Annotated in this window: 19 protein-coding genes and 1 pseudogene; 13 read left to right on the forward strand and 7 right to left on the reverse strand. The window is 70.2% G+C overall.

What is annotated here, in order from left to right:
* The first annotated feature begins 1 nt into the window (after position 1).
* The 3 genes from KCH48_RS14770 to KCH48_RS14780 all read left to right on the forward strand — a co-directional run bounded on the left by KCH48_RS14770 (position 2) and on the right by KCH48_RS14780 (position 3,540).
* Positions 2-700, forward strand: a complete 699-nt coding sequence (locus KCH48_RS14770) for a response regulator transcription factor (protein ID WP_210574268.1) — start codon at positions 2-4, stop codon at positions 698-700.
* Positions 697-2,172, forward strand: a complete 1,476-nt coding sequence (locus tag KCH48_RS14775) for a HAMP domain-containing sensor histidine kinase (RefSeq protein ID WP_210574271.1) — start codon at positions 697-699, stop codon at positions 2,170-2,172. Before KCH48_RS14770 ends, KCH48_RS14775 begins: the two co-directional genes overlap by 4 nt.
* A 207-nt stretch (positions 2,173-2,379) precedes the next feature.
* A complete protein-coding gene (locus KCH48_RS14780; protein WP_210574273.1) occupies positions 2,380-3,540 on the forward strand; it encodes an alkaline phosphatase PhoX in 1,161 nt (386 codons plus the stop codon).
* A gap of 62 nt (positions 3,541-3,602) precedes the next feature.
* On the opposite strand, the pseudogene KCH48_RS14785 reads toward KCH48_RS14780, so the two are convergent.
* Positions 3,603-5,257 (reverse strand): annotated as a pseudogene (locus KCH48_RS14785) (IS200/IS605 family accessory protein TnpB-related protein).
* On the opposite strand from KCH48_RS14785, the gene KCH48_RS14790 reads away from it, so the two are divergent.
* Entirely contained in the window at positions 5,177-5,686 is a 510-nt protein-coding gene (locus tag KCH48_RS14790; RefSeq protein ID WP_307840886.1) for a VOC family protein, read from the forward strand. The pseudogene KCH48_RS14785 and the gene KCH48_RS14790 sit on opposite strands and share 81 nt — an antisense overlap.
* Before the next feature lie 113 nt (positions 5,687-5,799).
* Positions 5,800-6,246 carry a hypothetical protein gene (locus KCH48_RS14795; protein WP_210574275.1) on the forward strand — a complete coding sequence of 149 codons (447 nt, stop codon included), beginning with the start codon at positions 5,800-5,802 and terminating at the stop codon, positions 6,244-6,246.
* Positions 6,247-6,263: 17 nt separating this feature from the next.
* On the opposite strand, the gene KCH48_RS14800 is transcribed toward KCH48_RS14795, so the two are convergent.
* The gene (locus tag KCH48_RS14800; RefSeq protein ID WP_210574277.1) at positions 6,264-6,674 is read right to left on the reverse strand and encodes a VOC family protein; all 411 of its coding nucleotides are present in this window, start codon (positions 6,672-6,674) and stop codon (positions 6,264-6,266) included.
* A 76-nt stretch (positions 6,675-6,750) separates the two neighbouring features.
* Positions 6,751-7,167, reverse strand: a complete 417-nt coding sequence (locus KCH48_RS14805) for a TIGR03668 family PPOX class F420-dependent oxidoreductase (RefSeq protein ID WP_210574284.1) — start codon at positions 7,165-7,167, stop codon at positions 6,751-6,753.
* Between the two features lie 212 nt (positions 7,168-7,379).
* On the opposite strand from KCH48_RS14805, the gene KCH48_RS14810 reads away from it, so the two are divergent.
* Complete coding sequence (locus KCH48_RS14810) at positions 7,380-7,781, forward strand: excalibur calcium-binding domain-containing protein (protein WP_210574289.1); 402 nt, start codon at positions 7,380-7,382, stop codon at positions 7,779-7,781.
* Between the two features lie 70 nt (positions 7,782-7,851).
* A complete protein-coding gene (locus KCH48_RS14815; RefSeq protein ID WP_210574291.1) occupies positions 7,852-8,262 on the forward strand; it encodes a VOC family protein in 411 nt (136 codons plus the stop codon).
* 112 nt (positions 8,263-8,374) lie between these two features.
* On the opposite strand, the gene ppdK is transcribed toward KCH48_RS14815, so the two are convergent.
* The gene (ppdK, locus tag KCH48_RS14820) at positions 8,375-11,080 is read right to left on the reverse strand and encodes a pyruvate, phosphate dikinase (protein ID WP_210574293.1); all 2,706 of its coding nucleotides are present in this window, start codon (positions 11,078-11,080) and stop codon (positions 8,375-8,377) included.
* Between the two features lie 432 nt (positions 11,081-11,512).
* On the reverse strand, positions 11,513-12,709 hold the full coding sequence (locus KCH48_RS14825) for an ROK family protein (RefSeq protein WP_210574295.1): 1,197 nt from the start codon (positions 12,707-12,709) through the stop codon (positions 11,513-11,515).
* Positions 12,710-12,828: 119 nt separating this feature from the next.
* Between KCH48_RS14825 and KCH48_RS14830 the strand changes: the two genes are divergently transcribed.
* The 3 genes from KCH48_RS14830 (at position 12,829) to KCH48_RS14840 (ending at position 18,198) form a co-directional block, all read left to right on the forward strand.
* Positions 12,829-14,295: a hypothetical protein gene (locus tag KCH48_RS14830; protein WP_210574297.1), complete on the forward strand. Its 1,467-nt coding sequence runs from the start codon at positions 12,829-12,831 to the stop codon at positions 14,293-14,295.
* Positions 14,292-16,229 (forward strand): glycogen debranching N-terminal domain-containing protein, encoded by a 1,938-nt coding sequence (locus tag KCH48_RS14835; protein WP_210574299.1) that lies wholly within the window; start codon positions 14,292-14,294, stop codon positions 16,227-16,229. The genes KCH48_RS14830 and KCH48_RS14835 overlap by 4 nt, the downstream gene beginning before the upstream one ends.
* Positions 16,230-16,404: 175 nt before the next feature.
* Positions 16,405-18,198: a CDP-alcohol phosphatidyltransferase gene (locus tag KCH48_RS14840; RefSeq protein WP_210574301.1), complete on the forward strand. Its 1,794-nt coding sequence runs from the start codon at positions 16,405-16,407 to the stop codon at positions 18,196-18,198.
* 70 nt (positions 18,199-18,268) lie between these two features.
* On the opposite strand, the gene dusB is transcribed toward KCH48_RS14840, so the two are convergent.
* On the reverse strand, positions 18,269-19,420 hold the full coding sequence (gene dusB, locus KCH48_RS14845; RefSeq protein ID WP_210574303.1) for a tRNA dihydrouridine synthase DusB: 1,152 nt from the start codon (positions 19,418-19,420) through the stop codon (positions 18,269-18,271).
* Positions 19,421-19,484: 64 nt separating this feature from the next.
* On the opposite strand from dusB, the gene KCH48_RS14850 reads away from it, so the two are divergent.
* The 3 genes from KCH48_RS14850 (at position 19,485) to KCH48_RS14860 (ending at position 22,544) form a co-directional block, all read left to right on the forward strand.
* Positions 19,485-20,936: an MFS transporter gene (locus KCH48_RS14850; RefSeq protein WP_210574305.1), complete on the forward strand. Its 1,452-nt coding sequence runs from the start codon at positions 19,485-19,487 to the stop codon at positions 20,934-20,936.
* A gap of 122 nt (positions 20,937-21,058) precedes the next feature.
* On the forward strand, positions 21,059-21,265 hold the full coding sequence (locus tag KCH48_RS14855; protein ID WP_210574306.1) for a hypothetical protein: 207 nt from the start codon (positions 21,059-21,061) through the stop codon (positions 21,263-21,265).
* A 133-nt stretch (positions 21,266-21,398) separates the two neighbouring features.
* Entirely contained in the window at positions 21,399-22,544 is a 1,146-nt protein-coding gene (locus KCH48_RS14860) for a serine hydrolase (RefSeq protein WP_210574309.1), read from the forward strand.
* Here the strand turns inward: KCH48_RS14860 and KCH48_RS14865 are convergent.
* On the reverse strand, positions 22,541-23,131 hold the full coding sequence (locus KCH48_RS14865; protein WP_210574311.1) for a TetR/AcrR family transcriptional regulator: 591 nt from the start codon (positions 23,129-23,131) through the stop codon (positions 22,541-22,543). The genes KCH48_RS14860 and KCH48_RS14865 overlap by 4 nt on opposite strands.
* Positions 23,132-23,156 lie beyond the last annotated feature (25 nt).

Consider the following 23,156-nt stretch of genomic DNA (forward strand, 5'->3'; position numbering starts at 1 on the left):
TATGGGCCTACACGTGTTGCTCATCGAGGACGACGAGACGATCGCCGAGCCGCTCGCCGAGGGGCTCGGGCACTTCGGGCTGACGGTCGATCGCGTCGCCACCGGCACCGAGGGTCTGAGAGGTCCGTACGGCGATGTGGTCCTGCTCGATCTGGGGCTGCCGGACATGGACGGCATCGACGTCTGCCGGGGCATCCGGCAGACCTCCGACGTCCCCATCGTCATCCTCAGCGCGCGCGGCGAGGAGGCCGACCGCGTGCTGGGCCTGGAGCTGGGCGCCGACGACTATCTCGCGAAGCCGTTCAGCGTACGGGAGTTGGTGGCGCGGGTGCGGGCGGTGACCCGGCGGACGCAGCGCACGCAGGAGCCCGCGGAGTCCGCGCCGGAACCGGCGTACGAGCCCGGGCCCCTCGTGGTGGACCGCCGTACCCGCCAGGTCTGGGTCGGTGAGGTGCAGATCCCCCTGACTCCCAAGGAGTTCGAGTTGCTGGCGCTGCTCACCGAGGACCCGGGCGCCGTCTACTCCCGGCAGCAGATCCTCGACCGGGTGTGGGACCCGCACTACGAGGGCCCGACCAAGACCCTGGATGTCCATGTCGCCGCGTTGCGCCGGAAGTTGGGGCACCCCGCGTGGATCCAGACCCTGCGCGGGATCGGCTTCCGGCTGGCGGTGCAGTCCGGGCCGAACGAGCCGACATGACGCGTCGGCTGCTGTTCAGCTATCTCAGCCTGGCCGCCCTGGTGCTGCTCTGTCTGGAGGTCCCGCTGGGCTTCGTGTACTCGCGGGGCGAGCGGGAGCGGGTGGTGGGCCTGGCGAGGGACGAGGCCGAGTCGGTGTCCGCGTACGCCGCGCTGTCCCTGGCGGCCGGCCGGGCCGAGCGGGACCTGCCCGGCCGGGCGGCGCACTGCGCGGTGCGCATCGGCGGGAAGGTGGTGGTCGTGGACGCCTCGGGCACCCTGCTCGCCACCTCGCATCCGCTGACCGGGCAGGCGGTGCGCGCACTGCCGACCCGCCCGGGGATCGCGGCGGCGCTCCGGGGCACGTCCACGGTGGATGTCCGTACGTCGACCATCGGCGGGGTGGAATACCTCTCCGTCGCCGCGCCCGTCGGGGAGGGGGCGCGGGGTGCCGTATGGCTCACGGTGCCCACGCGGACGGTGCATGAACGCGTCCACGATGTGTGGCTGCTGCTCGCTCTCGGCGGGCTCGGGGTGCTCGCCGCGGTCACCCTGGTCGGCTTCGGCATCGCCCGCTGGACCGGCCGCCCCATCCGTGAACTGGAGCGGGCCACGCACGCGTTGGCGGACGGCGGCTGCGCCGAGCCGGTGACGATCACCAAGGGCCCGCCCGAAGTACGCAGGCTGGCCGCCGCGTTCAACCGTACGGCGGCCCGGCTCGCCCATCTCCTCGATTCCCAGCACGCCTTCGCGGGCGAGGCCTCGCACCAGCTCAAGACGCCGCTCGCGGCACTGCGGCTGCGGCTGGAGAACCTGGAGCCGAACGTCTTGGCGCGCGGCCGGGGCAGCCTCGCCGCCGCCGTCACCGAGACGGACCGGCTGTCCCGGATGGTCGAGGGCCTGCTGGCGATGGCCCGGCTGGAGGAGGACGCGGTCACTCCCGGGCCGGTCGACGTGGGCGCGGTCTGCGCGGAGCGGCACCGGACCTGGGGGGCGCTGTTCGAGCAGCAGGGGGTCGCGCTGGTCCTGTTCGCCGGCAGCGTGGGCCCGGTGCTCGCGGTGCCCGGGGCCGTCGAGCAGATCCTGGACAACCTGCTGTCCAACGCCTTGCGGGCCTCCCCGTCCGACAGCACGGTGACCATCGAGCTACGGCTCCTCGTCCCCGCCCGCCGGGCGCTGCGCGACAGCCGCCCCTGCTGGGTCGACCTGCACGTCACCGACGAGGGCCCCGGCATGACCGCGGACCAGCGCCACCGCGCCTTCGACCGGTTCTGGCGCGCGCCCGGCGCCCCCAAGGGCGGTACAGGCCTAGGGCTCTCGCTGGTCCAACGGCTCGCGCACGCGAGCGGCGGCGAGGCGAGGCTGCACGCCGCGGCGACGGGAGGGCTCGACGCCGTGGTCCGCCTGCCCTCCGCGGACCCGTCCGCCGGCGGCCACCCCATCACCAGGCCGGGCCCACCACGCCGCCGCGAGGCACCGGCGCTTCCGGCATGAGCGGTCTTGATCGGCGTGAGCGGCCGGATCGGCCTGATGGCAACGGCGCCCGAGCCCGCCACAGCCGCCGCACAGCCCCGTCACAACCTGTCCATGACACGTCAACCCAGGGTCTCCGAGGGCGGTAACCCGCGCCCATAGGTTCCGTGACCGCACGACCCCGTCGCCGATCGGTGACGGGGCGGTCATGCCACCCTTGGAGCGAGAGTGGAACGTCGTACTGTCCTGCGTGCGGCCGTCCTCGGCGGGTCCTCCGCCGTCTTCGGCGGAACCCTGTGGCGCGGCGCCGCGTACGCCGCACCCGCGCAGCCCGGCACCGGCCCGTACGGAGCGCTCGGCTCGCCGGACGCCCGCGGCATCAGACTCCCCAGCGGCTTCACCAGCCGAGTGATAGCCCGCTCCGGCCAGACGGTTCCCGGCACGTCGTACACCTGGCACAACGCCCCGGACGGCGGCGCCTGTTACACCGACGGCAGCGGCTGGATCTACGTCTCCAACTCGGAGATCAACCCGTCCGGCGGCGCGAGCGCGGTGAAGTTCTCGTCGACCGGCGCGATCACGGGCGCGTACCGCATCCTGGCCGGCACCCGCCAGAACTGCGCGGGCGGCAAGACCCCGTGGAACACCTGGCTGTCCTGCGAGGAGGTGTCCCTCGGCTACGTGTACGAGACGGACCCCTGGGGCGTGAACGCCGCCGTGCGCCGCGACGCCATGGGCCGCTTCAAGCACGAGGCCGCGGCCGCCGACCCCGTGCGCAAGGTCATCTACCTGACCGAGGACGAGTCCAACGGCCGCTTCTACCGCTTCGTACCGACCACTTGGGGCAACCTCGCCTCCGGCACCCTTCAGGTCATGGTCGCCGGGTCGGGTACGTCCGGCTCCTTCACCTGGGCCAACGTCCCCGACCCGGACGGCTCCCCGACGTCCACCCGCACGCAGGTCTCCGGCTCGAAGTCCTTCAACGGCGGCGAGGGCTGTCACTACGCCGACGACACGGTCTGGTTCACCACCAAGGGCGACAACCGCGTCTGGCAGCTCAACCTGACGTCGAACACCTACGAGCTGGCGTACGACGACTCCCTGGTGACCTCGGGCACGGCCCCCCTCACCGGCGTCGACAACATCACCGGCTCCGCCTCCGGCGACCTCTTCGTCGCCGAGGACGGCGGCACCATGGACATCTGCGTCATCACCCCGGACGACGTCATCGCACCGTTCCTGCGCATCGACGGCCAGTCCGGCTCGGAGATCACCGGCCCGGCCTTCTCGCCCGACGGCTCCCGGCTGTACTTCTCCAGCCAGCGGGGGACCAGCGGAAGTTCGGCCGGTGGGATCACATACGAGGTGACGGGGCCCTTCCGCGCGTAGCGGCCCGTCCGGCGGGGGCGTCCGTGCCGTGCGGGACGCCCCACGGCCTGCTTAGGCTTCCGTCATGACCGTGACCTTCTTCGCCGTGACCGTTCCCAAAGACTGAGCGGGAGTGAGTCCTGTTGCCAGGACTCATGCTCAGCCGAACGCCCCGTACGGTGTTGGGCGTTCTGGTCGACCGCGTTCGCTCCGCGTCCGGCGCGCACGGATCGTGTCCGTGGTCCGGGGATGCGCGGGCGGTTTCCCTCACGCCCCGGGGTGCCCGGTCGGGCCTGGACGGTCCGATGCCCCTGCTCATCACTCCGGTGAGCAGGGGGCGGTGCCGTCCGTCGCCGGATCGGGTGCCCCAGGGCGCGCCTTCCGATCGCCACGGCCGCTGCGTCGTGGCGGGTCGTCTTACGGGTCTTGCTGGTGAGGGGCTTTTGCCAGTGTTGGGCGCCCCAGCGAGAGGTGTAGGCCGGGTCCACGGCGACGATGGTGACGCCGAGTTCGGCAGCCATCGACACCAGCCGGGCCCGCAGCCTGCTGACCGGCATGCCGGAGATGAGCTTGCGGAACCGCTTGCGGCCGCCGTGCTTCTCGCGGGTCTTCTCCGCGGTGAAGTCGAGGTCCTCGACCGCGATGGACAGACCACGTCGTTTGGCCCAGTGCAGTAGGCGGATCAGTGCGTGGCGGACTTGCGCGTCGCGGTGGCCGGCGGTGCCGGACAGGTCGTAGCCGAACCGGAGCGGTTCGCCGGTGGGGTTGCCGTGGTGGTCCAGGCGGCGAGGTGGTCGGCGTTGGTGTCCACGCCGACCATGCCGTGCGCGCGGGCCGCCTCCAGCGGCACGAGGGCCACGGGCGGGTTCGTCCATGACGCGGTCAGGTACCGGCGGCCCCGCACGGTGTCTTCGTGGATGCGGTAGGCGACGGCCCGGTTGGCGGCGACCCGGTCGGCCCACTGCTCGCCCCGGTGCGCGAAGCTCACCCGGGCGGTGAGCACGTAGCGGCCGTGCGGCGCGTTCGCCAGGTGCGCCAGCGGCGCCGGGAGCTTGAGCGAGACCTCGCCGTCGGGCGTGACGCGGATGGTCTCGTTGCCGTACCGCTTGCCGGTCTCGCCGTCCGCCTGCAGGAACCGCCGCCCCGCCTCCCACCGGGCACGCCATCCGGCATCGGTGAGCTGGGCTTCCTGAAGGTGGTGCCGGGTGTTCAGCAGCCGCTTGCCGCCCCGCACCACGCGCACGATTCCGGCCTCGCGGTCGGCCCGCGCCGCGTCGAGCCGGTCTTCGAGTACGTGCAGGCGGCGGGACTTGGCGAACCACCCCTGCCGACTGCGGTACCCGCCCGGAGCGCGCTTGCTGCCCTTCTCACCGATGGGCCTCGACAGCCGGTGGGTGATCGTCTCGATCCCGGCTTGAAGGCTGTGGATGTGTGCGAGCTGGCCGCGGCGGGCGAGCGCCCACTGATCGTGGGTGGCCTTCGTGATCGCCCCGGCCCAGCGGGAGGAGGACTGCTTGGTGAGGGTGCGCTTGCGCTCGGCCCATCGCTCGGCGTCGTGATCCGTCCCGGCCGCACACCGCGCTTTGAGGTCGCGGGAGGCGAGCGTGCCGAGCAGATCACCGACCGGCCGAAGCACCTTCTCGTCCCCGGCACTCAGGTGCTTGAGCCGGGTACGGATCGCGACCCCGCAGGGGCCGGGCACCACGAACGGCGCCGCCACCTCCCGCAGCCCACCCACCCCGTTCCCCCCGCACTACACAAGCCGAAGAACCCACTGCCCCACCCAACGACCCACCGCCCGCAAGGGTCACGCATTCGATGTAGGAACCTTCGTTCCCATCCCGGACGCCCGCACCCGCCGCCAGGACACTCACTCATACACACCAGAACGCGCCCGTGCGCAGTCGATCGACAGCAGCTCATTACCCCCCAACCACCCCACTGGCCGGACCCGGCCGCCCCGCGCCGCCATCACCTGGAGTTCGCCGTCGACGAGGACATGCCCACGATCGAACGCCGCCTCCTCGAACTCGGCGCGACCATGCACGAACACCAGTCGGGCGCCGACCAGTTCCGGGTGTTCACCGACCCCGCCGGTCACCTGTTCTGCGTGGCGCCGCGCGAGACGACGTATGTGCACGGGGAGTTGCTCGACGCCGAGCACTGAAGCGGGATCGGGCGGACGCCGACGCTCCGGGGCCAGGTGGCGTGGCCCAGCGCTGATCCAAACGAAAAGCCCTGGTGGGATGTCTCCCCGATCGGTGCCGGTACGTTGGCCCGATGGACGAGGCATGGAGCGAGTTCCGTGACCGGCTGCGGGCGGAAGTGACCGGTATGCGCGAGAGGGACACCCTGGTGGTCTCCGAGCCCGACCCCGAGCCGGCGCCCGATGCTCCGGGCCGGCACTGGTGGCAGCGGCGCCCCAAACCTCGGCAGGATACGGGGCGTTACGTGCAGTTCATGAGGTGGGACGACGGGTTCGGCGCCGAATGCGTCTCATTGGCGTACCGGAAAATGACCGAGGCACAGAAGCAGCGACTGCTGTCGCTCGGCTGGTCCGACCCGGACGCCCACCCGCCGCGCAGCGGGCGCTCGGAGAATCACGAGATGTGGTTCGGCCTCGACGAGGTCGACCGACTTGCCCAGATCTCCACCGACTCGCTCCGCGTACTGGGCGAGGAGCCGCCCGACGCGCACTGGACCTGGCGCAAGGACCCGCCGGCGTGAGCGGCCGGACAGCACACCTAGTCGCGCTTGGGCCAGATGAGGCCCTGATCGGTCCAGATGACACCCTTGTTGCGGCAGAGGCAGAAGGGGTGGCCGATGGGATCGGTGTAGACGCGGAAGCCGTAGCCGTCGGGGCCGACGCAGTCCCGCTCCAGGGTCGCGCCGAGGGCCAAGACCCGGCGCTGTTCGGCCTCGACGTCATCGACTTCGAAGTCGAGGTGGAACTGCTTGGGGTGCTCGCTGTCGGGCCACTGCGGGGCGCGGTAGTCCTCCACCCGAATGAAGGCCAGCTCGATCTCGCCGCACTTGATACCGGCCCAGTCCTCGTTACTGCCCTCCTTGACCGGGAGCCCGATCACCTCGGAGTAGAAGGCTGCCAGCTTCATCGTGTCCGGGCAATCGATGATGAAGTCGGTTAGTCGTAGCATCCGGCGATCTTGCCACAAGATCCGAGTGCTCGACTGCTTGCTCCGCCGGCGCGGCCGGTCTTGGCAGCGGGCCAGGTTATGCGAACGCCCAGCCGCTCCACCGCTCGACCCGAATGGCGGCCACGGGACCCTGGGGAGGAGAGTCCCGGTACTGGTCGTACTTGTCGCGCAGCAACTCCACCGCGCGATGCCGCTCTTGCCCGTCCTCCAGCACTTCCCCGCGTCCGTCGGCACGAGCCCACCACAACGTCGACCAGTCCTCGGCGTAGTGGTCGACCAGGACCGTCACCGAGGGATTCTCCCGAATGTTGCGGAGCCGCCGCAGTTGCCATGTGCTCTTGGGTTTGTGGTCCACCGCGAAATACACGACGTCGTCCAGGACGGCGAAGGTCACCGGCACGGCGTGGGGCACTCCATTGGCGTCGGCGGTCGCCAGCCGTGCGACAGGGGATCCGGCAAAGCGTTTCCGGGCGACGAGCGGCGAGAGCTTCACGCATTCCACGGTAGAGCTGAAGCATCACCGGGTTTACAGAACGCCAACCCATGAGCGGAGAGCTACCGTCCGGTCACGTCACGTTCGCATCACGTGTCCGGCATTTCGCCGCGGCATCAGCAGCCCCCCAATACTTTCGTCACCTCATATCCGGCCGATTGCCTCTGTGTGATCAGGCGTATGGATATCCGCGCACATTGAGGGGGCTCTCCGTGAAGTCGTTCCACAAGCCTGCCGCCGTGGCTGTCGCCGCGTTGGCACTGGCCGCTCTGCCTGTCACTGCCGAGGCGCATGACGGCAATCACCCGTTCGAGAACTGCTCCGAGGCGTACGACAACGGGTACTCCAATATCAAGGAGGGCGACGAGCACTACGGGGAGCACCTGGACCGCGATCAGGACGGCGTCGGCTGTGACAACCCGCCCGCGGGCTTCGTCCCCGCCGAGGACGAGGGCAGCGGCGAAGACGAGGACGCTGCGGGGCAGGACGACACCGACCTCGCGGCGACCGGCGGCAACAGTGTCACGCCGTACATCGCGGGTGGCGGTGCGGCCGTTCTGCTCGCCGGGGGTGGGCTGCTGGTCGTGGTGCGTCGGCGGCGCGAGGTTCGCTGAGCCGCGGAATCGGGGCGTCTGTCGGCGAGTTGACGAGAGCGTATCCGCGATCTTCAGAGAGCAGGCCGACATGTCTGACGAACCCGCCGTCCGTGAACTCCGCCTCGTCGTCACAGCGGACGACTACGACGCCGCCCTGCACTTCTACCGGGATGTCCTCGGCCTGACCGAACAGGCCGCGTTCTCCTCACCCGGCGGGCACGTCACGATCCTCGATGCGGGGCGGGCCACGCTGGAGCTGACCGATCCGAATCATGCGGCGTTCATCGACGAGGTGGAGGTCGGGCGGCGGGTGGCCGGGCATATCCGCGTGGCGTTCCAGGTGGGTGACTCCGCCGCCGTCACGGCGAGGCTGGCCGCCGCCGGTGCCGAGGTGGTCGCCGAGCCGACGCGGACGCCGTGGAATTCGCTCAACTCCCGGCTGGAGGCGCCGGGTGCGCTCCAGCTGACCCTCTTCACCGAGCTGGGCGAAGGCGAATAGGAAGGGCGAGAGGGCGGCACCCCCCGCACGGGGTGCCGCCCTCTCGTCGTGCGCCGGAACCGCCGCCCATCGGTGAGGGTCGGGGACGGACGACGGCTCCGGGGACCGAGGGTCAGCGGTGGTCGCTGCCCTGCGACTGAGACGCCGCCCGGCCCGCCTCCAAGCGCGCCACCGGGATGCGGAACGGGGAGCAGGAGACGTAGTCCAGGCCCACCTCGTGGAAGAAGTGGACGGACTCCGGGTCGCCGCCGTGCTCGCCGCAGACGCCGAGCTTGAGGTCGGGGCGGGTCGCACGGCCCGCCTCGGCGGCCAGCTTCACCAGCGAGCCCACGCCGTCCCTGTCGATCGTCTCGAAGGGCGACACTCCGAAGATGCCCTTCTCCAGGTACGCGGTGAAGAACGAGGCCTCCACGTCGTCCCGGCTGAAGCCCCACACCGTCTGGGTCAGGTCGTTCGTGCCGAAGCTGAAGAACTCCGCCGCCTCCGCGATCTGGCCCGCCGTCAGCGCGGCGCGCGGCAGCTCGATCATCGTGCCGATCGCCAGCTTCAGGTCCGTGCCCGTCGCCGCCTGTACCTCCGCTACGACCTGGTCGGCCTCCTCGCGGACGATCTCCAGCTCCTGGACCGTGCCGACGAGCGGGATCATGATCTCGGCGCGCGGGTCGCCCTTGGCGTTCTTGCGCTCGGCCGCGGCCTCGGCGATCGCCCGTACCTGCATGGTGAACAGGCCGGGGATCACGAGGCCCAGGCGCACACCGCGCAGACCCAGCATCGGGTTCTGCTCGTGCAGGCGGTGGACGGCCTGGAGGAGGCGCAGTTCGTTCTCGTGCGGCTCCTGGCGGGACTCGGCGAGTGCCACGCGGACCGACAGCTCGGTGATGTCGGGGAGGAACTCGTGCAGCGGCGGGTCGAGGAGACGGATCGTCACCGGGAGGCCGTCCATCGCCGAGAACAGCTCCACGAAGTCCTGCTTCTGGAGCGGGAGAAGGGCCTTCAGGGACTCCTCGCGCTCCGTCTCCGTGTCGGCGAGGATCAGGCGCTCGACCAGTTCGCGGCGGTCGCCGAGGAACATGTGCTCCGTACGGCAGAGTCCGATGCCCTGCGCGCCGAACCTCCGCGCCCGCAGCGCGTCCTCCGCGTTGTCCGCGTTGGCGCGTACCCGCAGCCGGCGCTTGCGGTCGGCGAACGCCATGATCCGGTGTACGGCCTCGACCAGCTCGTCGGCGTCGTTGGCACCCGCGTGCATCCGGCCCTCGAAGTACTCCACGACGGGAGACGGGACCACCGGGACCTCGCCCAGGTAGACCTTGCCGGACGAACCGTCGATCGAGATCACGTCGCCCTCCTCGACCACGTGACCACCCGGCACCGTCATCCGGCGCCGCTTGGTGTCGACCTCGAGCTCCTCCGCGCCGCACACGCACGTCTTGCCCATGCCGCGCGCGACCACGGCCGCGTGGGACGTCTTGCCGCCGCGGGACGTCAGGATGCCCTCCGCCGCGATCATGCCGTCCAGGTCGTCGGGGTTGGTCTCCCGGCGGACCAGGATCACCTTCTCGCCCGAACGCGACCACTTCACGGCGGTGTACGAGTCGAAGACCGCCTTGCCGACCGCCGCACCCGGCGACGCCGCGATGCCCCGGCCGACCGTCTCGACCTTCGTGTCCTCGTCGAAGCGCGGGAACATCAGCTGGGCCAACTGGGCGCCGGTGACGCGCTGAAGCGCCTCGGCCTCGTCGATCAGCCCCTGGTCCACCAGCTGGGTCGCGATACGGAAGGCCGCGCCCGCCGTCCGCTTGCCGACGCGGGTCTGGAGCATCCACAGCTGGCCGCGTTCGATGGTGAACTCGATGTCGCAGAGGTCTTTGTAGTGGTTCTCCAGGGTCTCCATGATCTGCATCAGCTGGTCGTACGACTTCTTGTCGATCGACTCCAGCTCGGCGAGCGGGACCGTGTTGCGGATGCCTGCCACCACGTCCTCGCCCTGCGCGTTCTGCAGGTAGTCGCCGTACACGCCCTGGTGGCCGCTGGCCGGGTCACGGGTGAAGGCGACGCCCGTGCCCGAGTCCGGGCCGAGGTTGCCGAAGACCATCGAGCAGATGTTGACCGCGGTGCCGAGGTCGCCGGGGATGCGCTCCTGGCGGCGGTACAGCTTGGCCCGGTCGGTGTTCCAGGAGTCGAAGACGGCGTGGATGGCGAGGTCCATCTGCTCGCGCGGGTCCTGCGGGAAGTCCCGGCCGGCCTCGGTCTTGACGATCTTCTTGAAGCGGGTGACCAGCTTCTTGAGGTCGGCGGCCTCCAGCTCGGTGTCGACCGTGACCTTCTTGGCCTCCTTGGCCTTTTCCAGCGCGTCCTCGAAGAGGTCGCCGTCGACGCCGAGGACGGTCTTGCCGAACATCTGGATGAGGCGGCGGTAGGAGTCCCAGGCGAACCGGTCGTCGCCGGCCTGCTTGGCGAGGCCCTGCACGGACTTGTCGGAGAGACCGATGTTGAGGACCGTGTCCATCATGCCGGGCATCGAGAACTTCGCCCCGGAACGTACCGATACGAGGAGGGGGTTATCGGCCTGTCCGAGCTTCTTGCCCATCGTCGCTTCGAGGGCGTCGAGGTGCGCGCTCACCTCGTCACGCAGTGCCACCGGCTCCTCGCCGCTGTCGAGGTAGACCTTGCAGGCCTCGGTGGTGATGGTGAAGCCCGGAGGGACCGGAAGACCCAGATTGGTCATCTCGGCGAGGTTCGCACCCTTTCCGCCGAGGAGGTCCTTGAGTTCCTTGTTGCCCTCGGTGAAGTCGTAAACGAACTTTTGATTTTCCGACACGGGTCCCAACTCCTCGAGGACGCGGTGGCTGCCCTGACGGCCAGGAACATACCCAGTTCGAAGGCGCCTGGGTACGTCCACTTGTGCGTCATGAGCCTGTAACCAGCCGTCCGCCACAGGATCGAAAGTCAAAGCTTGGCAAGGAATAGCCCGGCCATGTGTTCACCTCTTGAACGGGCCAAGCCCCGCATGTCGCCATTATCGCTCACCTGAGCGGCTCTCAGCACGTCTGATTTCGATCGATGAACGATCAAGGGGTGGCACTCAGTGCCACCCCTTGGAGAAGTGCAGCCGCTCAAGATCCGCTCATCTGAGCGCAACCCTTATCAAGGGTGGCGAGAATCACGCTGCCACACGCGACGGAATTTCACCATGCGGACGCCCCGCGGACAGGTATCCGGACCGAAACGTGCTGCTTACACAACGTCTTGCTTACAGACCGAGCGCCAGCAACCGCTCCTCCACCCGCTCCGGCGCATACAGGTACTCGACGACCAACGCCCCCGCCCCCACAAGACCGGCCCGCTCACCGAGCCGCGAGGTCACGACCTCCAGATGAGCGGTGGAACGCGGCAGCGCCCGCTGGTACAGCAGCTCCCGTACGCCGGTGAGGAAGGGAGTTCCGGCCAGATCCCCGGCGATCATCAGAACCCCGGGGTTCAGCAGCGTCACGACGGTCGCCAGTACGTCCCCGACCGCCCGCCCGGCCTCCCGCGCGAGCGCCGCCGCCTCCGGATGCCCGGCCGCCAGCAGATCCCGTACATCCGAGCCGGAGGCCGCCGGCACCCCGGTCTCCGCCAGCCGCCGGGCCACGGCACCACCGCTGGCGACGGCGGCCAGACAGCCGTACGAACCGCACCGGCACAGCGCCTCCGCGCCCACCCGGATGTGCCCGAGGTCGCCCGCGCCCCCGTCGATGCCCCGGTAGACCGAGCCGTCGACGACGACGCCCGCGCCGATACCGGTGGACACCTTGACCAGCACGAAGGCCGAGCAGTCGGGGTGGCTGGTGCGCTGTTCGCCGTACGCCATGAGGTTCGCGTCGTTGTCGACGAGGACGGGGACGGGTGCGGCGCCCGTGTGCTCGGTGAAGGCCCGGGCGAGGCGGCCCCGTATGTCGTAGCCGTCCCAGCCGGGCATGATCGGCGGCTGGACGACGCGGCCGGTGTCGCGGTCGACGGGGCCGGGCACCGCGAGCCCGATGCCGCAGACCTCGTCGGCCCGGTGACCGGCCTTCTCCAGGAGCTCGGCGAACCAGTGGCCGAGATCGCCGAGTACGGCGTCCGGGCCGTCCTCGACGACCAGCGTGCCGGAGTGCTCGGCGAGGATCTCGCCGGTGAGCGAGAGGACGGCGGCGCGGGCGTGCCGGGTGTCCAGGTCGGCGGCGAGGACGACGGCGTGCTCGTCGTCGAACTCCAGGGTGATCGAGGGGCGACCGCCGAGCGGGGACTCGACCCGGCCGCCGGCGCCCTCGCGCAGCCAGCCCGCGCGGAAGAGACGGTCGAGACGCTGGCCGACGGTGGCGCGTGAGAGACCCGTCACTTGCTGGAGGGCACCACGAGTCGTCGCACGGCCGCTGCGCACCAGTTCCAGCAGCTCTCCGGCGCTCGCCTGAGTCCGACCGGCCATGCACACCCCCTTGTGTTTCTCAAGCCTGCATTACATATTGAGTTTTGCGTGTTAAATAGACGTAACTCTACGGTAGCCAGCGCCGAACCGATCGGCCGGACGTCTTCGGGGAGCCCCGAGTGGATCGCACTGCCCAACTCACAGCACGCCGCACCGAGCGTGAGCTCGTATACGATCCGCCCCGCACGAAACCTTCGCTGCACCTCAGGGCCGCGCGGGTGCTGGAGACCAACTGGACCGGCACCAACACGGTGCCCTCGCGCAGCCTGTATCCGCACCAGTGGTCGTGGGACTCCGCGTTCATCGCGATCGGCCTGCGGCACATCTCGCCGTTACGGGCGCAGACGGAGCTGGACACGCTGCTCGACGCCCAGTGGGGCGACGGCCGGATCCCGCACATCGTCTTCAACCCCTCCGTACCGCTCGACGCCTACTTCCCGAGCCCCGACTTCTGGCGCTCCTCGACCGCGGGGCGCGCTGCGGGCGCCCCGCGCACCGTACAGACGTCCGGCATCGTGCAGCCACCGGTGCACGCGCTGGCGGCCTGGCTGGTGCACTGCGCCGACCCCGGCCTGTCCCGCGCGCGCGGCTTCCTCTCCAGGGTGTATCCCCGGCTGGCCGCCTGGCACCGCTATCTGCTGCACCGGCGGGACCTGGGCGGCGGCGGTCTCGCGTCCGTCGTGCACCCGTGGGAGCAGGGCATGGACAACTCCCCCGCCTGGGACGCTCCGCTGAGCCGCATCACGCCCGCCCCGGCCCGCTCCTTCCGCCGCGCCGACCTCGACCACGGGGCGGCCGAGGACCGGCCGACGGATCTGGACTACGGACGGTATGTGCGGCTGGCGACGGACTACCGGGACCGGGGGTACGCCGACGGGGCCGGCGACTTCGCGGTGGAGGACCCGGCCTTCAACGCCCTGCTCATCGCCTCCGAACACGCCCTCGCCCGCATCGCCCACGAGCTGGGCGCGACGGGCACGGCCCGGCACGCACGCGCGGAACGGCTGACGGCGGCGCTGGTGGACCGGCTGTGGGACCCGGAGCGGGGCATGTTCTTCTGCCGGGATCTGCGGGGTGGCGCCCTGATCCCCGAGCGCGGTGTCTCGGGGCTCATCCCCCTCCTCCTGCCCGGCCTCCCGCGTGACATCGCCGCCGCCCTGATCCGCACGGCGAGCGGCCCGCACTTCGGCCTGGGTGACACGACGCGCCTCATCCCGTCGTACGACCTCCTGGGCGAGGCCTTCGACCGGCACCGGTACTGGCGCGGCCCGGCGTGGTTCAACACGAGCTGGCTGCTGGAGCGCGGGCTGCGGATGTACGGCGAGCGGGAGCGCGCCGGTGCGCTGCGCGAGGCTGTGCTGGAGCTGGCCGACACGTCCGATTTCGCGGAGTACGTCGACCCGTACACCGGCGAGGCCTGCGGAGCCACCGGCTTCGGCTGGACCGCCGCGCTCGCGCTCGACCTGCTGCACAGCGACACGTCAGTCAGCGGCACCTCAGTCAGCGATACCTCAGTGAGCGATACCTCAGTCAGCGGCACCTCAGTGATGGCCGGCGCGGCGGCCAAGGGAGGGGACCAGGGATGACGGACCGGCATCATCTGCTCGTGCACGGCGGGACGTTCGCCGCCGTGGGCGACGGCGGCGACATCAGCGGCGTACGGGGCGGCACCTCCCCCGACGGCTTGTTCGTGCGCGACGCCCGGCACCTCAGCCGCTGGCAGCTGACGGTCGACGGGGCCGTGCCCGAGGCCCTCAGTCCCGTCGCCGACGGGGACACCGCGCGCTGTGTCCTGGTCCCGCGCGGGGGCCGCCAGGAGCCACCGGCGTACACGATCTTCCGCGAACAGGCCGTCGGAGACGGCGCGTTCGTCGAGTTACTGCGGGTGACCAGCAACCGCCCGGTGCCGACCACGGTCCGCCTCGCGGTCACCGCCGACGCCGACTTCACCGACCAGTTCGAGCTGCGCTCCGACCACCGCACCTACACCAAGATCGGCGCCACCCGCGCCCGCCAAGTCCTCGACGGCGGCGTGGAGTTCACCTACCGGCGCGGCGAATGGCGCTCCCTGACCACGGTGACGGCCGAGCCGGTGCCGGACGGCGTCGAGGAGACGGGCACGGGCGCACGTCGCCTCGTCTGGACCCTGGAACTGGAGCCGCACGGCACGGCGGAGCTCGCCCTGCGGGTCATGGCCCGCCCGCACGGCGACAAGCGGGCCCTCCGGGTGCCCCGCTCCCCCGCCGCGCTGACCGACCAACTCCTGGCCATGGAGGGCGAGTTCGTCGAAGGCGTGGCGTTCCCGACCGGCTGGCCGGAGCTCGCTGCGGCCTGCGCGCGCGGCCTCGCCGACCTGGCCTCGCTGCAGATCCCGGCGGCGGGCCTGGACGGTGAGGAGGTACGGGTTCCCGCGGCCGGAGCGCCCTGGTTCCTGACGCTGCTGGGCCGCGACGCGCTCCTGACATCCCTGTTCGCCCTCCCCTACCGCCCCCAGCTCGCCGCCGCCACCCTCCCCGCGCTCGCCGCCGTCCAGGCGACGGAGACCGGCGCGGACTCGGTCGCCCAGCCCGGCAAGATCGTGCACGAGGTACGGCACGGCGAGCTGGCGCACTTCGGACAGGTGCCGTACGGGCGTTACTACGGGTCGGTGGATGCGACGCCGCTGTTCCTGGTGCTGCTCGGCGCGTACGTCGAGCAGACGGGCGACGCGGAACTGGCCCGCCGCCTCGAGCCCCACGCCCGCGCCGCGATCGGCTGGATGCTGGACCACGGCGGGCTCACCTCCCGCGGCTACCTCGTCTACCGCGCCGACCAGGGCGGCCTCGCCAACCAGAACTGGAAGGACTCCCCCGGCGCGATCTGCTCCGCCGACGGCACGAGGGCCTCCGGCTCGGTGATGGCGGCGGGCGCGCAGGGTTATGCGTACGACGCCCTGCGCCGCACCGCGTGGCTGGCCCGCACGGTGTGGGACGACGAGGTGTACGCGGCGCTGCTTGAGCAGGCGGCGGGCGATCTCCGCGACCGTTTCCAGCGGGACTTCTGGATGCCGGACCGGTCCTTCCCCGCCCTCGCGCTGGACGGCGAGGGCCGACATGTCGACGCGCTGGCCTCCGACGCCGGGCATCTGCTGTGGTCGGGGCTGCTCGACAAGGAGTACGGCGCGATGGTCGGGCGACGCCTGCTGGAACCGGACTTCTTCTCCGGGTGGGGCGTCCGCACGGTGGCCTCCGGCCAGCCCGCGTACCATCCGCTGTCGTATCACCGGGGGTCTGTGTGGCCGCATGACAACGCGCTGATCACGTTGGGGCTCGCGCGGTACGGGCTTCATGACGAGGCTCGTACGGTGGCGCATGCGCTGGTTGACGCGGCGGCGGCGACGGGGCATCGGTTGCCGGAGGTGCTGGCGGGGTACGGGCGGGACACCCATGGGGAGCCGGTGCCGTATCCGCATGCGTGCGTGCGGGAGTCTCGGTCGGCGGCGGCGCCGCTTGCTCTGCTGACGGCTGTTGGGGGTGCCTGAGGTTTGTGTTGCGGGTGCGGGTGAGTGGGGGCTGGTCGCGCAGTTCCCCGCGCCCCTATCGGGGCGTCTTGTTTGCCCGGAGTTTGCTGAGTGCTGGGCGAATGTGCTGAACACGAGCCACAGCCCGGCCGTACGGGATGGCGTAGATCCTGGGCTTTGCACGGAAGGACTTCGGGTGCCCGTCTTCACGCGCCAACGTCAACAGCCTGCTACGACTGACGAGCCGGCACCCGCCGACGGCGAGACACCACTGGAGGGGCCACCCGCACCCGACGACGAAAGTAGTACGGGTGGTGCGGGTGGGAACGACAAGGCCGAAGGCGAAGCCGAGGCCGCAAAGCTACCCACCATCCTCAGCTGGACCACCACCATCCTCGCCGCCACCCTCGTCATCGCCGCCTTCCTCCTCCCGAACGCCTGGGGCGCCCTGCGCCCGAACAGATTCATGCGGCTCCCGGCGGAGGCGATCGTAGGAGCCGTGCTCCTGCTCGCACTCCCCCGCCGCCCCCGCACCATCGTCGCCGCGCTGATCGGAGCCGGCCTGGGTGTCCTGACTGTGCTGAACTTCCTGGACATGGGCTTCCGGGAGTACCTGGGCCGGGGCTTCAACCTGGTCCTGGACTGGGAGTTGCTGGACGACGCGCAGTCGTACATGGCGGACTCGATGGGCGGTACGGTCGCGACGCTCGCCGCCGTCGGAGCCGTACTCCTCGTCGTCGTACTGATAGCCGTGATGGCGCTGGCGACGGTCAGGCTGGCGAATCTCCTCGGCCGGAACACCGCGCTGGCGACGCGCGGCACGCTGATCGCGGGCACCGTCTGGATCATGTGCTCGGCGATGGGGGTCCAACTGCTGGGCGTGCCGGTGGCTTCCGACCGGGCGGTGAGCGCGCTGGCGGTCCAGGCGCGGCGGGTGAAGGACACGCTGCGGGACGAGGCGGCGTTCGCCGAGGAGGCCAAGGCGGACCGGTTCGGCAGTACGCCCGGCGCTCAGCTGGTGCCGGATCTGCGGGGCAAGGACGTCATCTTCACGTTCATCGAGAGCTACGGCCGCAGCGCGCTCGAGGACCCGGACATCTCGCCCGGCGTGAACAAGACGCTCGACACGAGCGCCGAGGCGCTCACGAAGGCCGGTTTCGCCGCCAAGAGCGGCTGGCTGACGTCGGCGACCTTCGGCGGCAGCAGCTGGCTCGGCCACTCCACGTTCCTGTCCGGCCTGTGGATCGACAACCAGCAGCGCTTCCGCACCGTCATGTCCAGCGACCGGCTCTCCCTCACGAAGATGTTCCAGAAGACCGGCGCGTGGGACACGGTCGGCATCATGCCGGGCATCCAGAAGGGCTGGCCGGAGGAGAAGTTCTACGGCCTCGACAAGGTCTACAACGCCTTCGAACTGGGCTACAAGGGCCCGAAGTTCAGCTGGTCGACGATGCCGGACCAGTACGCCCTGGAGGCCTTCCAGCGCCAGGTGCACGGCAAGAAGCGCGACAAGCCGCTGATGTCGGAGGTCATCCTGACCTCCAGCCACCAGCCGTGGTCCCCGATACCCAAGATGGTCGGCTGGGACGAACTGGGCGACGGCTCCATCTTCAACAGCATCCAGAAGGCCGGCACCAACCCGTCGGACGTCATGTCCGACAGCGCCAAGTCCCGTGAGGAGTACGGCAAGTCGATCGAGTACTCGGTCACTTCCCTCACCCAGTGGCTCGAGCGCTACGGCACCGACGACACCGTCCTCGTCTTCCTCGGCGACCACCAGCCCATCGCCCGCGTCAGCGGCAACAACGCCAGCCGCGACGTCCCGATATCGATCGTCGCCAAGGACCCCAAGGTCCTCGACAAGATCTCCTCCTGGAACTGGACCGACGGCATCAAGCCCGCCACCAAGGCCCCCGTCTGGAAAATGGACACCTTCCGCGACCGCTTCCTGATGGCATACGGCTCAACACCCGGCCCCAGCAAGGGCTGAGGGGGCTGCCGCGCCCCGAAGGGGCGCGGGGAACTGCGCGACCAGCCCCAACGGCGCCGCAGCGGACCACTTACCCGCCGGACGTATCCAGTTCCGCATCCTCGCCGATGCCCGCACAGTCGTACGGATCCTTCAACCAGCCATCCGGGAGAACGACCCGGTTGTTCCCAGAGGTACGCCCGCGAGGGCCATCCGCCCCGGTCGGCCAGGCCTGGTCGAGGTCCAACTCGTCCAGACCAGAACGGAGTTCCTGAAGCGAGGAAGTGATCGCAAGACGCTTCCGCATCTCCGAACCCACCGCGAAGCCCTTCAGATACCAGGCCACATGCTTACGGAAGTCGATGACGCCGCGCGCCTCGTCACCGATCCACTCCCCGAGCAGGGCCGCGTGGCGGACCATGACGTCGGCCACCTCACGGAGGGTGGGCCTGCTGAAGTCCGTCCGTCCCTCGAACGCCGCCACCAGGTCGGAGAACAACCACGGCCGCCCAAGGCAACCCCGCCCGACAACCACCCCGTCGCATCCGGTCGCCCGCACCATCCGCAGCGCGTCCTCCGCCGACCAGATGTCGCCGTTGCCGAGGACCGGGATCTCCGGCACGTGTTCCTTGAGGCGGGCGATGGCGTCCCAGTCCGCCGTACCCCCGTAGTGCTGCGCAGCCGTACGACCGTGCAGCGCGATGGCCGTCACGCCCTCCTCGACGGCGATCCGCCCGGCGTCGAGGTAGGTGATGTGATCGTCGTCGATGCCCTTGCGCATCTTCATCGTGACCGGCAGGTCCCCCGCCCCGCTGACCGCCTCCCGCAGGATCGCCCGCAGCAGGTTCCGCTTGTACGGCAGCGCGGAACCCCCGCCCTTGCGCGTCACCTTGGGGACCGGACACCCGAAGTTCAGGTCGATGTGATCGGCCAGCCCCTCCTCGGCGATCATGCGCACGGCCTTGCCGACCGTCGCCGGATCGACGCCGTACAGCTGGATCGACCGCGGCTTCTCACTCTCATCGAAGTGGATCAGCTGCATGGTCTTCTCGTTGCGCTCGACCAGCGCCCGGGTGGTGATCATCTCGCTCACGAACAGGCCCTTGCCCCCGCTGAACTCCCTGCACAGCGTGCGGAAGGGCGCGTTGGTGATCCCGGCCATGGGGGCCAGGACGACGGGCGGCTGGACGGTGTGGGGGCCGATCCGCAGGGTCGAGTTCATCGTGGACGTGGGCGTGGACATTCCCCCATTCTCCCGTACCGAGGGGGGTGCGGCCAGATTCATTAGTTAGGCGTACTATTGATGGATGCCCGAGTTGAGCCCCCGTCGCCGCAAACTGGTGCTCGCGATCTGCTGTATGAGCCTGCTGATCGTGAGCCTCGACAACACGATCCTCAACGTGGCCCTGCCCTCGGTGCAGCGCGAGTTGCACGCGAGTACGGCGGGCCTGCAGTGGACCATCGACGCCTACACCCTCGTACTCGCCTCGCTGCTGATGCTCGCGGGCTCCACCGCCGACCGGATCGGCCGCAAGCGCGTCTTCATGGCGGGGCTCGTCGTCTTCACGATCGGCTCGGCGCTGTGCTCGATCGCGCCGAACCTGGAAACGCTCGTCGCGTTCCGCATGGTGCAGGCGGTGGGCGGTTCGATGCTGAACCCGGTCGCCATGTCCATCATCACCAACACGTTCACGGACCCGCGTGAGCGGGCCCGGGCGATCGGCGTCTGGGGCGCGGTGGTCGGTATATCGATGGCCGCGGGCCCGCTGGTCGGCGGACTGCTCGTGGAGTCGGTGGGCTGGCGGTCGATCTTCTGGGTCAACCTGCCGGTCGGGCTGGCCGCGCTGCTGCTGACCCTCCGCTACGTCCCCGAGTCCCGTGCGGACCGGGCCCGCCGTCCCGACCCCGTCGGCCAGCTCCTGGTGATCGCGCTGTTCGGCTCCGCGACATACGGGATCATCGAGGCGCCGCACGCGTCGGCCGCCACGGTGCTGCCGTTCGCGGTGGTCGCGGTCGCCGCGCTGATCGGGCTCCTCGTGTACGAGCCTCGTCGCGCCGAGCCCCTCATCGATCTGCGGTTCTTCCGGTCGGCACCGTTCAGTGGGGCGACCGTGATCGCGATCAGCGCGTTCGCCTCGCTGGGCGGGTTCCTGTTCCTGTCGACGCTGTATCTGCAGAACGTGCGGGGGCTGGACGCGCTGCACGCGGGGCTGTGGATGCTGCCGATGGCTGTGCCGACGCTGGTGTGCGCTCCGCTGGCCGGGCGGTTGGTCGGGAGCCGGGGGCCGCGGTTGCCGTTGCTGATCGCGGGGGTGGCGATGACGTGCAGTTCGCTGTTGTTCGCGGTCTTCGACGCGGAGACCTCTGACGTGACGCTGTTCCTGGGGTACGCGCTGTTCGGTGTCGGGTTCGGGTTCGTGAACGCGCCGATCACCAATACGGCCGTGTCCGGGATGCCGCGAGCGCAAGCCGGCGTGGCCGCCGCCGTCGCCTCGACGAGCCGCCAGTTGGGACAGACGCTCGGTGTCGCCGTGGTGGGGGCGGTGCTGGCCGCCGGTGTGGGGGCAGCGGCGTACAAGGACGCGTTCGTGGCTGCCGCCGTGCCGGGGTGGTGGATCCTGACCGGGTGCGGGATGGCCGTACTGGTGGTGGGTCTGCTGAGCAGCGGGCGGTGGGCACGGGGAACTGCCGAACGCACGGCTGAGAAGCTGGACGCGGTGGAAGTACGTCAGACCGTAGGGGCTTCTGAGCGTCATTGAGGGACGTGAACACTGGGACCTCTTCGGCAGAAACTGGTGAAGGACCACCTGTTGATGTTGGTCTTCCTGCACACTCCTCCTTGACTCTCCCGGGACGACTTTCCCAGGACGCTGGAGGCGTCATGCCGCAGATCGACTCGAGCAAGGTAAGCCGCTGGGACCAGCACGGCCGTGAGCACGTGGTGCGGGTGCAGCGCACCGGAGTGCAGCGCACGATCAAGTGCGACACGTGCGGCTGGCGCAAGCCGGCGCAGTTTCTGCCCTGGCTGAAGGCGGAGGAGCATCTGGCGGAGGCGCATCAGGCGACGGTGGATCCATCGGCGGCCTAGCGCTCCGCGGGATGGGCCGCGATGGGCTGTCGATCGGCTGCGGGCTCGTCGTGGCTGGTCGCGCAGTTCCCCGCGCCCCTTTTGGGGCACTGTCGAGCCGTAGCCAACAACGATCAACGCGGAAGGCCGGCCCATGAGCGCTCTGCGCGAGACCCTGCGACGGCACGTCGACGACGGATCTGTGCCGGGCGCGGTCGGTCTGGTGGACCGCGGCGACGAGGTGGAGGTGGTGACCGTCGGTTCCCTGACCGCCGGCGGCACCGCGCCGCTGCCCCGGGACGCGATCTTCCGGATCGCCTCGCTGACCAAGCCGATCACCGCGGCGGCGGTGCTGATGCTGGTGGAGGACGGGCGGATCGGGCTCCATGACGCCATCGACGAATGGCTGCCGGAGCTGTCGAAGCCGATGGTGGTGCGTACGCCGTCGAGTCCCGTGGACGACGTGGTTCCGGCGGTCCGCCCGATCACGGTCGAGGACCTGCTCACCTCCCGGACGGGCTGGGGCTACGCGTCCGACTTCTCGCTCCCCGCGGTCCAGGCCCTCTCCGCGGTCCAGAAGGACAGCCGGGAACCGCACACCTATCCGGACCCCGACACCTGGCTACGGCAGCTGGCCCAGGTCCCGTTGCTCCACCAGCCGGGCGACGGCTGGCTCTACCACACCGCGTCCGACCTCCAGGGCATCCTGATCGCCAGGGCGTCGGGCCGGACCTTCCCCGACTTCCTCGCGGAACGGATCTTCGAACCGCTGGGCATGAAGGACACGGCCTTCGAAGTGCCGGAGACGAAGCGCGACCACTTCACGACCTACTACCGCACGGACTCGACCGGCACCCTTGAACCGGCGGACACCCCGGACGGCGACTGGAGCCGCCTGCCCGCTCTCCCGTCGGGCGGCGGCGGACTGGCCTCCACGGCCGACGACCTGCTGGCCTTCTTCCGCCTCCTCCGCGCCTCCGGTGAATCCGGCGGCCACCGTCTCCTGACCCCCACCTCCGTCAGCCGCATGACCACCAACCACCTCACCGCCCACCAGCGCGAACTCGGCACCCTCTTCCTCCAGGGCCAGGGCTGGGGCTACGGCGGCCAGGTCGACGTCACTCCCAGCCAGCCCTGGAACACGCCCGGCCGCTACGGCTGGGTCGGCGGCACCGGCACCACCGCCTACCTCATCCCGCCCACCGGCACCATCACGATCCTGCTGACCCAGGTGGGCGTGGAGAGCCCGGAACCGGTGCGGTTGCTGGTGGACTTCTGGCGGTGTACGGCGGGAGGTTAGGCCCTGAGTCCGCGCACCAGCAGATCCACCATCGCCTCGAACTCCCCCTGGATCTCCGCCCGTTCCCACTCCCGGTAGTACCGCGGGTCGTGGAAGAGGGCCGTGGCCTGGAAGAGGGCGGTGGCGGTGGTCGCCGGGTCGGCGGTGGAGAAGGCGCCGGACTCGGTGCCGGCGCGGACGATGTCCGTGAGCTGGCCGGTCAGGTCGGTGAGGTGTTCGTCGACGGCGTGGCTGTTCTCGCTGGTGAGGACGGTGTAGGTGGCGAAGAGTTCAGGGTCGTCGCCCGCCTTGTGGCGCTTGGCGTCGAACAGGGCCCGCAGCCAGTCGCGGACCCGGGACTCCGGGTCACGGTCGGTCGCCGCGACGATGCCGGACAGGGACGCCGACGTACGGTCCAGCCACCTCTTCGTCACGGCCTCCCGGAGCGCGGCCTTCGTGCGGAAGTGCCGGTACACGCTCCCGTGGCTGACGCCGAGCGCGCGGGCCACGTCGACGACGGTGGCCTTGGCGGGGCCGTGGCGGCGCAGCACCTCCTCGGTCGCTTCGAGGATGCGCTCGGCGGTCAGGATCTCGGAGGTGGGTGGCATGGTCAGACCGTACCTGGCGGCCCGG

It is taken from the genome of Streptomyces sp. GESEQ-4 (assembly GCF_017948455.1).
GTDB lineage: Bacteria > Actinomycetota > Actinomycetes > Streptomycetales > Streptomycetaceae > Streptomyces.